Origin of the sequence: Borrelia crocidurae (assembly GCF_000825665.2) — a bacterium.
GTDB classification, from domain to species: Bacteria; Spirochaetota; Spirochaetia; order Borreliales; family Borreliaceae; genus Borrelia; species Borrelia duttonii.
In genome coordinates, this window is record NZ_LN609267.1 from 841,501 (window position 1) to 858,067 (window position 16,567).

The window sequence follows — 16,567 nt, forward strand, 5'->3', positions numbered from 1 at the left end:
ATTTTATATTAAAGACTATTGATGATGATTTTTTATTTAATTTTGTTGTTAATTTTGGCCTTCCTGAAGTTTTATATCCTGATGTTAATAGTGAAAATATTGTTAATTCAGTCTTTTATTTTGAAGGTAAATTTAAAAAAGATCTTGAAGATGGGTATATTAACTTTAGTTTTTTAGAATTTTATACAGATTATTTTACTTTTCTTGAACAAGGGTTTCAAATAAATTATTCAAAGGGTAATATTGAGGTTTTTAATATTATAAGAGAAAATTTGGATTTTAATTTAAAATATGACTTTAACAAAAATTTTTTAAGATTGGATGCTTTGTTTTTTGATATAAATCTTTTAGATTGGATAAAGCTTAATGATTATTTGGAAAATTATAATAGTTATCTTGATACAAGTTTGAATGGTCAATTTGCGTTTTCTTATGATTTTACAGATAAAGACTTAAGGTATGCATTTTTATTAAACTCGTCTTTGAGTGATGATATTGCAGATAAGGAAATTCAGGGTGTTAAAATACAAGTTAAAGGTAATGAGGAAATTGCAGATATACATAATGCTTTCATAAAACTTAAGAGAGGGTTTGTTGGGTATAAGGGTTATTATTCTTTTAAAAATTTAATGCCGATAGGAAAGCTTGATTTTAAATCAGCCAAAATATTTAATTTAAATGATATTAATGGGCATTTGAATTTTAGTAAAGAAAAACAGTATTTTTGTGTAAAATCTAAAGATTTTAAAATTGGTAGACTGAAAATTAAAGATTTAAATTTAAAGACGGATTTTGATTCAAAAAATATCCATGTTGATTATTTGTTAAATTTTGTTAACAATAATTCTACCCTTTCTTTAAAGGGTGATTTTAATAGGGAAAATTTCAATCTTAATCTAGGTATTAAAGAGTTTCCTGTGCTTTTCTTTAAAGATATCTTTCCAGAAATTTTTATGAGTAAAATCATTCCTGAGTATTTTTTGTCGGGTAAGTATTTAAATTTGAATTCAGATTTTAACTTGAATATTGTTGATTATACTAAGAGTAAATTAAATGATCTTAAGTTTACTCTATTTTCAAAATTAAGTAATTTTAGTTTAATGTTTGATGCTAGTGGAGAAGGAAATTCTTATAAAGTAAAATACTTTAATTATAATAGTGGTGATTATGATGTAAATTCTAGTTTTTTGGTACATTTGTTTGATGATAGTTTAAAGATAGATACTAAGTTTCAATATTTAAATAGGAATTATCCTGTTTCTTTTGAATTTAATTTTAAAGATAGATATGCCAATTTAAAACTTTCACCTAAGGCACAGATCAATTTAACTTATTCTGATTTAATTATAGCTTGTTTTTTTGATATTAATGATTTTCGTTTTTATAATGGCGATTCTGAAATTTTGTTAAGTATAAATTCTTATGGTGATTATCAAAGAGTGACAGATGATTTGAGTATTATGCTCTCTAAATTTAGGTTAGATAAAATTTCTATTAATCCTAATTTTAATTTTAATTTTAGTTTTGAAGGTTTATATAAGGATAAAAAAGTTAGTCTTTCAAATATTAAGTTTGTGAATAAAAATTCAAATTTACAAGGTCAAGGATATTTAAATTTAAATAATAAGCTTAATGGTAATTTAAATTTGTTTTCAACTTTAAGTTCTGAACGTTATTTTTTAGGAATTGATACTAATGAGGATGGCAGTTATTTTGTTGGTAGATTTCAGGGATTTAATTTTGATAATTTGAAATTTTTATCATTTTTAAGTGGTAAGATTAATGGTAATTTTATACTTAATTTTAAAGATAGTGATTTTTTTAAATATTCTCTTAATGCTTATCTTGAAACAGATGGTCTTTCTTTGGTAGGTATTCCTACATATTTTTCTTTGAATTTGGGATTGGTTGATAATAATCTTAATATTTATAATATAAAGGCTATTCAAAATAAAAGAGAAGTTTTAACAGGTAATTTTAGATATGATATTGAAAATGCTATTGGACTTTCTAATTTAAATGTTAATAGTGATCTTTTTTCGTCAAAAGTGAATGCAAGTTTTCAAATGTTGAAAGATTCAACAGAAGAAGAATTTGGAATTTTAAGGAGTGAAATTGATGGAGAGATTGCATTAAGAGAATTAATGTATAAAGACAAAAATCTTTCTGAACTTACAATTGAATTTGAAAATAATTCTGAAAGATTGATGATTTCATCAATTGAATATGATTTGATTAGTTATTTATATGAATATGCTAATGGTAATTTTAATTTGATATTAAATGATTATTTACCCTTTAGTTTTATTGCAACAGGAAACATTGTAAAGGATAAAATTACAAGTAGTATAGGGAATATTAAATTTAATTCAAAATTAATTACAGAAGATTTATTAGTGTCACAATCTCTTTTCAATATTAAGGAACATTTTGTTCTCTATGATCTTGATTTAGTTGGTGAATTAGAACTTGATGGTGATTTATATAATCCAAATCTTAATGGAAAATTTCAGGTTTTAAATGGTTCTATGAGCACTGAATATTTAAAATCATTTAGACAATATGGTCAGAGTAGAATTTTAGAGTTAATTGATGTACCAGTTTCTATTAAAGATAATAGTGTTATTATTGAGAATAAATTTCATTTAGATTATTATTCTGCTGTTGATGTTGTTGCTCATTTAAATCTTAATTTTTTAAGTGATAGTATTGTTGATTATTATAAAATAGATATTAATGTTTCTGGTAATTCTGGGGTACCTATCAAATTTGATAAAGTGACTATAAATTTTGTTGGACATGCTTCGGGTGATTTCTTTATTGAAGGTAATTCTGAAGAGATTATGTTTAAGGGAGATTTAAATGTCTCTAATGCGTGGGTTTATTTACTTGAAAATTCAATTGTTGATTTATTAATAGATCCTTATAAAAAATCAAAGGATGTTGGAGTATTTAATACTGATTCTAAGGGTTTAGATATTGTGACGGATCTTAAAATTAATTTTGATAATAATGTTGCTTTTCATTGGCCAGATAATAAGATTTCCTTTTTAAATGCTGTTATTGTAAAAGGAAATACGCTTGAAGTTAAATCAGATACTAAAACAGATGATTTTATTCTTAAGGGTGATTTAAATATTGCAAGTGGTTCTTTTAATTATAATGGGAAACAATTTGTGTTTCGAGGTGTATCGTATATATCTTTTAATGAGAATAAAAATAAATTTGATCCTTGGGTAAAAGCTGAGGCTACAAATATTATTAAAGATGGTGGTGAAAATTTATTTATAACTATGACTATAGATAGTCCTTTAAGTTTATGGAATTTTAAGTTTTCATCTTATCCTGCGAGAACAGAACAAGAGATTAAATATCTCTTGTCAAATGCAATAATTGGAGGAGGTAAACATGGATTACAATCGGCAGGTGTAAATACGCTTGAAATGGCACTTGGACTAGTTGGTGATATCCTGATTGATTTGATCATACAACCTATTGAAGATTATATGCGTTCTGTATTAAAATTAGACCTACTGAGTATAAAAACGGATATACTAAGGAATGCTATTGGTACTTTGAGAAATTCTCCTACGTTTGTAGGTGTTCTTGATAAAACAAATGTTACAGTGGGTAAATATATTCTTGATGGTGTTTTTGCCAAAGCAGGATTTGGATTTTTAATAGAAGAAATAACACCATTTTCTCAAAATTTAAATTTTAGTATTAATCTTGGTCTTGAACTTGATTCTCCGTTTTTCTTTATTGATTATACTTTTGACTATAATTTTATGAAGCATGGTTATGGTTTCGGGAGCCAGGTGTCTATTTTTTGGAAATTTAAATATTGAGGGGTTTGAAATGCAGTTATTTAGAACCTTTATTTTTATAGTTTGTTTTTTATTAGTATTTAATCTGTCTTATTCTCAGGACAGTTATAAGGGCAAGATTATAAAAAATATTGACTTTATTGGTCTTAAAAATGTAAGCGAAAATGATCTAAAAAGTATTTTAAATGTTTATTTGGGTCAGCATTATTCTGATGAACTTTTTGATAAATTACAAGTTGATCTTTATGCTCTTGATTATTTTGATGGACTTATTCGGCCTGAGTTTAGACTTGATGATGATAAACTTCTGATTGTATTTTTTGTAAAAGAAAAATCGTTAATAAAAAGTGTTAATTTTGTTGATGATAGTGGAATTTTTTGGAATAGTGAATTACGTGAGAAGTCGAATGTTAAGGTAAAAGAAGCTTTAAATCTTTCAAAGATTAAAAAGAGTGTTATTAAATTTGAAGAAATGTATCAGGATGCTGGGTATCTTGATGTTGCTGTTACATATGATATTAAAGAAGAGAATAATTTGGTAAGTATTGTATTTAAAATTAATGCAGGTCCTAAATATATTGTTAAAGAGGTTTCTTTTGAAGGCAATTTGAATTTTAAGAGTCGTGTTCTTAGAAAATATCTTGTATCAAAACCAGCATCTTTATTCTTTGATGGTAAGTATTTAAAATCAAATATTGATAAAGATAAAATGCGGCTTGAATCTTATTATAAAAATAATGGATACATTAATGCAAAGGTTGTAAATAATATTGTAGATATACGTGTTCCTAGTGATTCTAAAAAATTAGAGCGAGAAGTTTACCTAAAATATTTTATTTCAGAGGGTGATATTTTTAAATTTGGTAAATTTGGAATTATTGGAAATTTGGTTTTTAAATTGGACGAATTATTATCTTTAGTTACTTTTAAAGAAGGAGATATTTTCGATGAGTCAAAATTTGAACAAGATTTTGCAAAGATTAGGGAAAAGTATTATTCTGATGGTTATATCTTTACAGAGATTATTCCTTCTCAAACTATAAGAGATGATTTTGTAGATTATTCTATTAAAATATTAGAAAAAGATAAGGCACATATTGAGTCTATTACTGTTTCAGGTAATAACAAAACAGATTCTCATGTGATACTTAGAGAAATTCCATTAATTGAGGGAGATGTTTTCAGTTTGGAGAGGCTTCGTATGGGAATGCTTAATTTGCAAAGGCTTGGTTATTTTGGAAATGTAGTACCCGATGTTGTTCCAAGTAATATTGAGGGCTTAATGAAAATAAATTTTATTGTTGAAGAGCGAGAGACAGCAAGTTTGAGATTTGGTATGAATTTTGGTGGTATTACTAATTCTTGGTTTCCATTTTCACTTTTTGGACAGTGGGAACAATCTAATTTTTTAGGTAAAGGATATTCTCTCTCAGCAAGAATTAATCTTGCTTTTTCTGAACAAAGTATTCGGTTGATGTTTGAAGATAATTGGTTTATGCAAACTAGATGGACTATTGGTGGGTTTTTTGATTTGTCACATTCTGTGAATACCGCTTATCAAGATATTAATGGTCCTATATTTATAGGTAAAAAAGAGGTTCCAGATCCTTTTGTAAGTTGGGAAGCATATAATAATGCTAAAAATTTTTCTGATTTTAATATTATGAATTATTCCTTAGCCAAATTTAGTGTTAGTGGATTTACTGGCTATGCTTTTTCCAATTATCTTGGAAAGCAGTCATTTATTGGAACTATTCAGACAGCTTTAAAATATGTATATTATGATGATAATGTTAATAGACCTTCAAATTATTATTTGAGAGATAATTATAATACTATTAGATTTGAGAATTCTTTGGGAATTAGTGTTGGGTGGGATACGAGAAATTCTCAGTCTTTATCTAATAATGGTTTTTTACTTAAACAACAATTTGATTTTTTTGGTGGATTTTTATTTGGACAAAGTCATTTTACAAAGTCCACAACAACTTTTGAGAGATATTTTTCTCTCTTAGGTTATCAAGATGTTTTTAGTCCGTTTATCGATTTAATTTTGACTTTTAGAAGTATTTATTCAAATATTTTGCCACCACTTGGAAATGGTTTTGAAATAGAAATACAACCGCATCATCTTTTGGTTATTAGTGAAAATTTTATGGTTGCTAGGGGATGGGGAACTTTGAGTAATATTTATAGTTCTTTTGTAAATACTATTCAGTTATCAATGCCTTTAATTAAAAATATTATGGTTTGGGATATTTTATTTTTAGATATGGCTTCTTATGCTCTTGAAGGACAAAAAAATGCTTTATTTGTGCCTTTTAGTAATTTTATTTTTAGTTGGGGATCTGGGATTAGATTTGTTTTACCTCAAATACCTTTGTCCTTTATGATGGCTTATCCATTTTATTTTGATAATGGGAGTATTAATAGATATTATAATTATTTGGGAGGATTTCGATTTTTCTTAGCCATTGATATGAGATACTGATATAATTTAGGTAATTTTTATAGGGAGGTTTTATGGCTTTCATTGTGTTTTTATTTACATGTTTTTTTCCGTTAAATCTTTTGTCACTTAATGTTACAAAGATTGGTATTGTGGATTTTGAGAAAGTTGTAATTGGGTTTTTAAGTCCCCAATTGAAGTCTAACCTTGAACAGTTGAAAAATCATTATCAAGAGCGAATTGATACTTTAAATTCTGAGATTAAAGATTTAAGGAAAATGTATGATGATTCTATGGAGATACATGATTTAGATAATGCTAAATTATATGGTAATCAGTATAATTTAAAGATTGATGAACTTAAAAAACTAAAAAATTTGGCGAAAAGTAATTTTGAACAACAAAAACAAATTAATATAAACAGCTTAAATAGTGATGGAGTACTTTGGAGTAAGATACTTAAGAGTATTCAATATATTGCAGAAACCAGTGGTATTTCTTTGGTTATGAAAAAGGATAATCCTTATATTCTTTATTATAATAGTACTGTTGATATAACAGATGATGTCGTTAAATATTTAAATGAACAATAGTGTCTTGCTATAATATATTTTTATTTAATTTTAATTGCTATTTTCTTTTTTAAGTCTTCTAATTAGAGTGCAAAATTCTTTTTTGTTGTCTCTATTTAGACTTGAAAGTAAAATGTGTGATTTTAGCATAGACTTGAATATTGTATTTTTATGTGTGTTAAAACAAAAATATTCTTGCATATCACTTTTATTTAATTTTTCTTTTCTATTTTCTATTTTTAATATTTTTTCAAGACCAAGCGATCTGAGGTTTTGAAGTGCTTCTTTACTATGAATTTCATTATTTTGAAATTTTTTTTCATTAGTATCATGGTCTTTAATTAGTCAATATATAGAAATACTCCCATAAAAGTTGAATCTAAATATTGAGTTTCAGATAAATCTATATATAAGTTATTTATTTTATCATTATTATTAATAAATGTATTTTTAATGAATGTTTTAAAATTAACAGAATATAATGCTGTGAATCTGTTAATTAGCTTTATGAAAATAGAATCGCCTTTACACACATAAAAGACATTGCTTTGAGAAGTATCTTTTTCCATTTTTCATTCTTTTGATATTTTTAAGTATATTGTAAAGTTTTAATAATATCAATTATAATTTGAGTGTTATCTATATGAAAAAAGATATTACGCCGATGATGAGGCAGTATTTAGATATTAAAGACAAATATAAAGATTCTATTCTATTTTTTAGGGTAGGTAGTTTTTATGAGATGTTTTTTGATGATGCTATAGAAGGGAGTAAGCTTTTAGGTTTAACTTTGACTAAAAGAGAAAATGTCCCTATGTGTGGGGTGCCTTGTCATACAAGCAGAGAATATATTAAAAAATTAATTTTGCTTGATAGGAAGATTGCAATTTGTGAACAAGGCTTGCAAACTGATCCTAAGGGGCCATTAGAAAGGGAAGTTGTTGAAGTTATAAGTCCTGGTGTTGTAATTGATGAGGATTTTTTACAAGATGATGTTAATAATTATTTGGTAGCTATTAGTGATTATAAAGATTATTATTCATTTTCTTATATAGATTTATCAACATCTAAGTTAGGGATTATTTTTTATAAAGGAAATTTTTTAGAAAAGTTAAGGCGTGATATTGAAAAATATTCTCCAAAGGAAATAATAGTTTCTGATGATTTTTACTATGAATATTTAGAAAAGCTTGTTCTTGATCGATTTTTAGTTAATAAAGTTCCCAGTTGGCATTTAGATAAGGATGTTGCTATTAAATCATTAAAGGAACATTTTAATATTGTTAGTTTAAGTGTTCTTGGTTTTACAGAGAGTGAGCCTTATTATATTTCATCTTTTTTGATAATAGATTATATAAAGAACAATTTAAAAAATTTATTGATCAATATTGATACGATTAATATTAATAATGATTCTGAGTATATGTTTCTTGATGATGTTACTCAGATAAATCTTGAACTTGTAAAAAATAATAATGATTTGACAGTTTGTTATTCTCTTTATTCGGTGTTAAATGATTGTAAAACACCAATGGGAAAGAGACTTTTAAGAGAGTATATATTAAATCCTCTCTTAGATATTGGTGCAATTAATAATAGATTATTTCATGTAGAATTTTTAAGTAATAATGTTAATTTAAGCATGCAATTGAGAGATATTCTTAGTGATGTTTGGGATATTGAGAGAATAATATCAAGACTTCAAATGAAAAAATATGTAAAAAAAGATTTTTTGTTTATTAAAGAAACTTTGCTGGCATTTTTTTCAGTGAAAGAATTGCTTAATGAATATTCTTTTAATTATTGGATATTTGATGTTAATGATGAAACCAGCATAATGGAAGTTTATTCTTTAATTGATAGTTCTATTTCAAATGAACAAGAAGAACTTATAAAACATGGGTACAATGTTAAGATTGATCGTTTGAGAGAGATTAAAAATAATGCAAGTAAATATATTGATGATTATCTTAATTTTGAGAGAGATTTTAATAAAATTAATAGTCTTAAGATCAAGAGAACTAACATTAAAGGTTTGTTTTTTGAGGTTACAAAAAGTTATTATGGACAAGTTCCATCTCACTTTATAGAAAGTCAGAATTTAAATTCTGCTAAGAGATACAAAACTAACAAACTTATTGAACTTGAGCGAGATATTAATGATGCTGAAGATAATTTATTAGCTTTTGAGCAAGAAATTTTTGATGAGATAGCTTTAAGAGTTGTTAAATATAGTGTCATTATTAAAAAAATAGCTGAGTTTTTTGCGTATATCGATGTAATTGCAAATTTTGCATATTTGGCTAGAAAAAATGAATATGTAAGACCTATTTTGACAAATAATAAAGAAATTATTCTTGAGTGTGCTAGACATCCTGTTGTTGAGCATTATATGAGAGGAATTGAAGCTTTTACTAAAAATTCTGTCAAAATTAATAGTGAGAAATATTTTTGTTTGATTACGGGACCTAATATGGCAGGAAAATCAACTTATTTGCGTCAAACTGCGTTAATTGTTTTAATGAGTCATATTGGTTCTTTTGTGCCTGCTAGTAAGGCGATAATAGGGATTACAGATAAGATTTTTTGTAGAATAGGTGCAAGTGATAATATTTCTAAAGGTGAATCTACGTTTTTAGTAGAAATGAATGAGACGGCTAATATTTTAAGAAATGCAACTCAAAATAGTTTGATTATTATGGATGAAGTTGGTAGAGGTACTAGTACTAATGATGGACTTGCTATTGCATATTCGATTGTTGAATATATTTTAAAGCATATTAGGGCTAGGAGTTTATTTGCAACTCATTTTCATGAACTATCAGCTATTAATCATGATTCTTTTGTGAATCTTTCAATGAAAATAGAGCAACAAGGGGATGAACTTATTTTCTTAAGAGAAGTTGAAGAGAAGCCGTCTCTTAATTCTTATGGAATTTATGTTGCTCAAATAGCTGGCATACCTTTAGAGGTTGTAAAAAGAGCTAATATTATTCTTAAGAGTTTAACTAGTCGAGAGCATTTTTGTGTATCTAATTTTGCTACTATTACTTCTGTTATTGATGAAAAATTACCAGAAAAAAGTTTAAATTATAGGTCTGAACTTAATGCTTATTTTGAACTGCAGAATTTTATCTCTCAAATAAATATTAATAGTATCACTCCTTTTCAAGCGATGAATCTGTTAAATGAAATAATATTAAAAATTAAAACTTGAAAATATTAATGTGGAATTGGACTGTTTTTAAAAGTATATTGCTTCCTTTTTGTTCTTATTGTCATAGAAATTATGTTTATTTAAATTCCCTTTGCAAGCAGTGTATGATTTTTTTTCATTTTGATGTTAAGTTGAAAGATGATATTTGGTATTTTTTTGAATATAAAGATGAATATAAAAAATTAATTCTTGCTTATAAGAGTGATGGGCAAAAATTACTTGGTAAATTTTTTGCAAATATGATTTTGCAATTTTTAATGAATATTGATTTTGATTTGGTTGTTAGTGTTCCTTGTAGTTTTAAAAGAAATATTTTTTATGATTTTGATCATATGGAATATATTGGTAATTTATTATCTAAGAAAGGGATAAATTATATCAATATTTTGAAACGAGATTTGGGGAGGAGTCAAAAGCTATTACGTGGAAATTTGAGATATACTAATTTAGAGAATAAGATTAAGTTAAGATCTAAATATAAACATATAAAATTTAAAAGAGTTGTGCTTATTGATGATATTGTGACAACTGGAACATCTATGACTTTTTGTGAAAATATCCTCATAAATCATGGATTTTATAAGGTAATGAAACTGTCAATTGCTAGAGTTTAATTGATGATTAGTATATTGACATTTGTTGACATTAATGCTACATTTAGTCTGGATTGATTATTTTATTTAATAAGGTTCTTTTAAGAAGAGCCTTATTCTTTTTAGGAATGTGATTGGTTAAAATTTCTGATAATAGTGAAATTTATAATTTAATAAAGGATGTAACCTATCTATTAGGAATCTCAATTATAGAAATTAATACTTTTAGAAGAAGAGATGAATTTAAAATACAGATAGTTCTTTATAAGAGTGATAATTTCAGTGTTGATATGCTTTGTGATTTACATAAAATGATTTTATTGAAATTGGAAGCGGTTCTTAAATATAATGTTAGTTTAGAAATCTCTACGCCTGGAATAAATAGAAAAATTAAGAGTGATAGAGAGTTTAAGATTTTTGAGGGTAAAAAAATTAAATTGATGTTAAACAATGATTTTGAAGAAGGTTTTATCTTAAGAGCAGAGAGGGATGGTTTTATTTTTAAAACGGAGTATAAGGAAGTAGAAATTCTTTATAGCAATGTTAAGAAGGCTAAATTGTCTTAAAGGAGTCTTGGATATGATAAAGGGTACTGGTCAAATGATTGCCAATATTGCTAGTGAGCGGGGAATGAGTATAGATGCTATTAGAAAGACGGTTAGAGAATCGGTAATAATAGCTTATAAGAAATACTTTGGAACAAGTGATAATGCTTTAATTAAGTTTGATGATAATACTGGGGACTTAATAGTTTATTCCAAAAAAAGGATTGTGGATGAAGTTAAAAATAATGTAATGGAGATATTAGTAGATGATGCTAAAACATTTGAAGTTGTAGATAATGAATATGTTTATGTTGAAATTAATCCTAAAATTTTTGATAGGCTATCAATTCAGGTTGCTAAACAAAGAACTAAGAGTGATTTGCAGGGAATTGAGGATAATGAACTTTATTTAGAATTTAAGCATAAATTACATAAAATTGTTATTGGTTATGTTCAACAAAATAGAAATGGCGATCTTTATGTTAATCTTGGTAGTACAGATGGTGTTATTCCTAAGAAATATCAATCTCCAAGAGAGGTTTATAGTCTTAATGATAAAGTTCGAGTTCTTGTTTATAGTGTTAAAAAAGGAAGGAATGGTATAGAGGTAATTTTGTCAAGAACCCATCCTAAATTTATTGAAGAATTACTTGCTCTTGAAATTCCTGAGATTGAAGAAGGGATTATTAAGATACATAAAATAGTAAGGGATCCAGGTTATAGGACTAAAGTTGCTGTTTATTCTGAGAAAGAAGAAGTTGATTCTGTAGGTCCTTGTATTGGACAAAAGGGAGTTAGAATTCAATCAATAATTAAAGAACTTGAAGGAGAAAAAATAGATATTATTCCTTATTCTAAAGATATTAAGGAGTTTATTAAGGATTCCTTAACTCCGGCTAAGATAGATAATGTGTATATTATTGATGAAGATTTGCATAAGGCATTAGTTGTTGTAAGTGATGATCAGCTTTCGCTTGCAATAGGTAAGATGGGACAAAATGTTAGACTTGCAAATAGACTTCTTGATTGGGCAATTGATGTTAAAACTAATAGTCAATTTGCTGAAATGAAGGCAAGTGGAGAGTTTAAGCAAGATACTTTTGAAATGTTTGACAAAATTATTCAGGATAATGTTCAGGAAGATGAATTTGAAGAGATAAATAAAATTAGTGAACTTAAAGTTCTTGATGATGATATTGTTGCCAAATTGATTCAAAGAGATCTTGATGATATCGATAATTTTTTGAATGCCAGCGAAGATAAGCTTTTTGAGTTAGGAATAACTTATGAAAAGCAAGAAGAGATAAATAAAATATTAAAAGAAGGAATGGTAATAATTTCTAATGACGATGAATCTATTGAAGATGTGAAAGATGAGGAAGATTTACTTTGTCCTGAGTGTGGTGCTGTTATTAATGAAAATATGACTTTTTGTCCAGGTTGTAAGATAGGGCTTAGTTTTGAATTTGAAGAGGAGTAATAGTTTGTCAGAAAATATTGATGATGATCACAGTGAAGATGAAAAAAAAATTAAGGTTGTTAAATTACGAAAGAAGGTGGTAAAAGTTGTAGCTCATACTGATAAAAATTTGAATAGTTCTAGAGATGATTCTTTGAAATCTTCAAATTCATGGAATAAGCAATCTTTTGGTAAGGGATATTCGTATGATAATAAAGATAGGGGTGGTAGATCGTCTTCTTTTCATACAGATAATAGGGGTAATTCTGGGACTGTTCAACAGGGCAATAAGGGATATGTTCATAGGAACTCTACTTACAATAGAGATAGTAATAGTAGAGATAATAGAGGGTATTCTTATTCTAGAGGGGGAGGGATAAAATCTTCTTCTTTTCGTACTACGGATAATAAAGATAATTCTGGGGTGGTGCAACAAGGTAATAGAAGGTATTCTAATAGAAGTTCTACTTATAATAGAGATAATAGAGAACATTCTTATTCTAGAGGGGGAGGGATAAAATCTTCTTCTTTTCGTACTACGGATAATAAAGATAATTCTGGGGTGGTGCAACAAGGTAATAGGGTATATTCTAATAGAAACTATACTCATAATAGTAGGGATAATAGTAATAGTAGTAATAATAGTTCCCAGTCATTTAGAAGAGTAATTAGGACTAAGGTTGTCTCTAGTGCAACTATATCACCTCCTTCTGATTCTGATAATAAGGGTCTTCTTAATAGAAAACTTGGCGAAAAAAAGAAACAACAACAGGAAAGCCAAAAAGTTTATAAAAGGAAGAAAGAGGAAATTGAGAGCAAAACAATAGAACAAAAAGTCTTTGAACAACTTCAGAAAAAGAAGAAAGAAAATTTGGCAAATCCAATTCCTAAGTCAATTGATATTATGGGTAGTATTACTGTTGCTGAACTTGCAAGAAAAATGAATTTAAAATCTTCAGATTTAATTGCTAAATTAATGACCTTAGGTGTAATGGCTACTATTAATGAAAAGATTGATTCTGATACTGCTACTATTTTGGTTGAGGAATATGGTTCAAGAGTTAATGTTGTTTCAATTTATGATGAAACAGTGATAGAGGCAGAGGAAGGCGATGGGAGTAAAGAAGTTGCAAAACCACCTGTCATTACAATAATGGGACATGTTGATCATGGAAAGACTAGACTTTTATCAGTGTTGCAGAATATTGATATCAATCAAACTGAATTTGGTGGGATTACTCAACATATTGGTGCTTATACTATTAATTATAATGAACATGAAATAACGTTTCTAGATACTCCAGGACATGAGGCTTTTACAATGATGAGAAGCAGGGGAGCACAGGTTACTGATATTGTTGTTCTTGTTGTCTCTGCTGTTGATGGAGTAATGCCACAGACTGTTGAGGCTATTAATCATGCAAAGGATGCAAATGTGCCTATCATAGTTGCGGTTAATAAAATTGATTTGCCAGATTCAAATCTAGATAAGGTTAAGCATCAACTTTCAGAGTATGATTTGATACCTGAAGATTGGGGTGGGAATACAATTTTTGTTGCAATATCAGCTCTTAAAAATATTGGTATTACAGAACTTCTTGATATGATTATTTTGCAAGCCGAAGTAATGTCATTAAAAGCAAATCCAACCAAAAGGGCTGTTGGGAGAGTTCTTGATGCTAAGATTGATATGGGTAGAGGAGTGGTTTGCTCTGTTATAATTGAGGATGGAACTCTTTCTATAGGAGATTCTTTTGTTGGAGGAGTATATCATGGTAAAGTTAGGGCATTGATTAATGAACGAGGAGTATCTGTTAATAGTATTGGTCCTGCAAAAGCAATTAGTGTTTTAGGTTTTTCATCAATTCCACAAGCCGGTGATCCATTTCAAGTTACAAAAACAGAAAAAGAAGCCAAATTAATTAGTTCTAAAAGGCAAGATCTTAAGAAATATGAAGATGCTAAAAATGTGAAAAAAGTTACCGTATCAAATCTTTATGATTCAATTAAGGATGGGGAATTAAGAGAACTTAAGATAATTTTAAAAGCAGATGTGCAAGGTTCTGTTGAAGCTTTAAAGCATTCTCTTGAGAAATTGACCAATAATGAAATTAGAGTAAAAGTTATTCATTCTTCGGTAGGTGCAATAACAGAGACCGATATTAGTTTTGCAGCAGCGAGTGAGGCAGTTATTATTGGTTTTCATGTGCGGCCTACAGCAAAAGCACAATTTTTGGCTGATCAAGAAAAAGTTGAAATTAAAAAGTATAATATAATTTATGATGCAATTAATGATATTAAATCAGTTCTTGAAGGTATGTTAGAACCAGATATTGAACAGCAGTTTATTGGATTTGCTGAAGTTCGTGCTGTTATTAATATTCCTAAGGTTGGGGTAGTGGCTGGATGTTATGTGTCACAAGGATGCATAAAGCGTGATGCTGTAACTAATATCATGAGGGATGGATATCAAGTACATTCTGGTAAAATTTCCTCATTAAGGAGATTTAAAGAGGATGTTAAGGAGGTTGGTGCTCAATATGAATGTGGTATTATGATTGATAATTATTCTAATATTAAAGAAGGTGATGTCATTGAGGCATTTGAAGTTAAGAAAGTGAAGAGACGTTTTGAGTCTTAAGAATTGTTTGTGTTTATGTATGGAAAAAGCAATAAGAAAATCAAAGCTTGAGAGTTTATTAGTTCAAGAGATTGGTAATTTGATAGTAACAAGATCAATTAAAGATCCTAGAGTGCATGAATTTTTGACTGTTGTAAGGGTTGAGATTGCAAATGATTTAATTAATACAAAGGTATTTGTTGGGTCTATTAAAGAAGGTGTATCTCTTGATAATGCTATTAAAGCATTGAATAATGCTAAGGGTTTTATTCAAAGAAAACTTGTTAATCGTATTAAGGTGAGAAATACTCCTAAATTGAATTTTATAAGAGATGATACTATTTCTAAGGCTTTTTATGTTAATAAAATAATTGAAAATTTAAATTTTAGTGAAGAATAGAAAAAATTAATGGATGGGATTATTTTATTAAATAAGCTAGTTGGGATGACCTCTTATGAAGCTCTTTATCCTGTAAAAAAATATTTCTCTACAAGTCGCATTGGACATACAGGTATTCTTGATAAATTTGCAAGTGGTCTTTTAGTTGTTCTGGTTGGTAAATATACTAAACTTTCAGGTTATATTACATCTTTAGATAAAGAGTATATATCAGAATTTGAGTTTGGTATTGAGACTGATACACTTGATCCTAATGGTAAAATAGTAAATACAACAGATTATGTTCCCAATTTTAATGAAGTAGTTCTTGGTGTTAAGTCTTTAATAGGTGAGATTTTTCAGGTTCCACCTAAGTTTTCTTCAATTCATGTTAAAGGTCAAAGAGCTTACAAGCTTGCTCTTAGTGGAGAGTCTTTTGACTTGCAAGCTAGGAAGATAAATATATATGATATTGAAATTTTAGATTATAACATTGATTTTCGTATTTTAAAATTAAAGATCAAATGTTCTAAGGGTACTTATGTTAGAAGTATAGCAAGAGATTTAGGACGTGCTTTAGGATCATGTGCTTATGTAAAGAGCCTTAGGAGAACCCAAATTGGTGATTTTAAATTATGTGATGCTTATTGTTTTGACAATCTTAATGATAACTCTTTACTTGGTATAGAATCTTTAAATTTTTTTGAGAAAATTTATGTTGATGATAGTATGATTAGGCTTATACAAAATGGTATTTATATAAATATTGCTATTAATGATGGAGAATTTAAAATTTTGAAGTCTAAGAATGAGAAAATATTAGCAGTAATTTGTGGTATTGGTTTAAATAAATGCAGAAATATTATTATTTTTAACTCATTTTTTTAGTTACATATTCAATTGATT

General features: G+C 27.5%; 10 protein-coding genes. All 10 read left to right on the forward strand.

The annotated features are described in order from the left end of the window. Window positions 1–3,848: translocation/assembly module TamB domain-containing protein (locus BN1173_RS04080; protein WP_040236820.1), on the forward strand; the 3,848-nt coding region annotated here is incomplete at its 5' end. Between the two features lie 10 nt (window positions 3,849–3,858). Continuing rightward, window positions 3,859–6,318, forward strand: a complete 2,460-nt coding sequence (bamA, locus tag BN1173_RS04085) for an outer membrane protein assembly factor BamA (RefSeq protein WP_040236835.1) — start codon at window positions 3,859–3,861, stop codon at window positions 6,316–6,318. 32 nt (window positions 6,319–6,350) lie between these two features. Next, complete coding sequence (locus BN1173_RS04090) at window positions 6,351–6,869, forward strand: OmpH/Skp family outer membrane protein (RefSeq protein ID WP_040236822.1); 519 nt, start codon at window positions 6,351–6,353, stop codon at window positions 6,867–6,869. 622 nt (window positions 6,870–7,491) lie between these two features. Continuing rightward, entirely contained in the window at window positions 7,492–10,065 is a 2,574-nt protein-coding gene (gene mutS, locus BN1173_RS04100; RefSeq protein ID WP_040236824.1) for a DNA mismatch repair protein MutS, read from the forward strand. A gap of 8 nt (window positions 10,066–10,073) precedes the next feature. Beyond that, window positions 10,074–10,679: an amidophosphoribosyltransferase gene (locus tag BN1173_RS04105; protein ID WP_040236825.1), complete on the forward strand. Its 606-nt coding sequence runs from the start codon at window positions 10,074–10,076 to the stop codon at window positions 10,677–10,679. A gap of 113 nt (window positions 10,680–10,792) precedes the next feature. Then, a complete protein-coding gene (gene rimP, locus BN1173_RS04110) occupies window positions 10,793–11,224 on the forward strand; it encodes a ribosome maturation factor RimP (protein ID WP_040236826.1) in 432 nt (143 codons plus the stop codon). 13 nt (window positions 11,225–11,237) lie between these two features. Beyond that, on the forward strand, window positions 11,238–12,683 hold the full coding sequence (gene nusA / locus BN1173_RS04115) for a transcription termination factor NusA (RefSeq protein ID WP_025400979.1): 1,446 nt from the start codon (window positions 11,238–11,240) through the stop codon (window positions 12,681–12,683). A 4-nt stretch (window positions 12,684–12,687) separates the two neighbouring features. Further along, complete coding sequence (gene infB, locus BN1173_RS04120) at window positions 12,688–15,303, forward strand: translation initiation factor IF-2 (protein WP_180338385.1); 2,616 nt, start codon at window positions 12,688–12,690, stop codon at window positions 15,301–15,303. A 19-nt stretch (window positions 15,304–15,322) separates the two neighbouring features. Next, window positions 15,323–15,682, forward strand: coding sequence for a 30S ribosome-binding factor RbfA (gene rbfA, locus BN1173_RS04125; protein WP_014696614.1), 360 nt, complete (start codon window positions 15,323–15,325; stop codon window positions 15,680–15,682). Window positions 15,683–15,691: 9 nt separating this feature from the next. Next, a complete protein-coding gene (truB, locus tag BN1173_RS04130; RefSeq protein WP_040236828.1) occupies window positions 15,692–16,549 on the forward strand; it encodes a tRNA pseudouridine(55) synthase TruB in 858 nt (285 codons plus the stop codon). Window positions 16,550–16,567: the final 18 nt, after the last annotated feature.

What these genes read in the sequence shown, in the direction of transcription:
- bamA (WP_040236835.1), top strand. Translation starts at nt 3,859, where the DNA reads ATGCAGTTATTTAGAACCTTTATTTTTATAGTTTGTTTTTTATTAGTA.
- BN1173_RS04090 (WP_040236822.1), top strand. Translation starts at nt 6,351, where the DNA reads ATGGCTTTCATTGTGTTTTTATTTACATGTTTTTTTCCGTTAAATCTT.
- mutS (WP_040236824.1), top strand. Translation starts at nt 7,492, where the DNA reads ATGAAAAAAGATATTACGCCGATGATGAGGCAGTATTTAGATATTAAA.
- BN1173_RS04105 (WP_040236825.1), top strand. Translation starts at nt 10,074, where the DNA reads ATGTGGAATTGGACTGTTTTTAAAAGTATATTGCTTCCTTTTTGTTCT.
- nusA (WP_025400979.1), top strand. Translation starts at nt 11,238, where the DNA reads ATGATAAAGGGTACTGGTCAAATGATTGCCAATATTGCTAGTGAGCGG.
- rbfA (WP_014696614.1), top strand. Translation starts at nt 15,323, where the DNA reads ATGGAAAAAGCAATAAGAAAATCAAAGCTTGAGAGTTTATTAGTTCAA.
- truB (WP_040236828.1), top strand. Translation starts at nt 15,692, where the DNA reads ATGGATGGGATTATTTTATTAAATAAGCTAGTTGGGATGACCTCTTAT.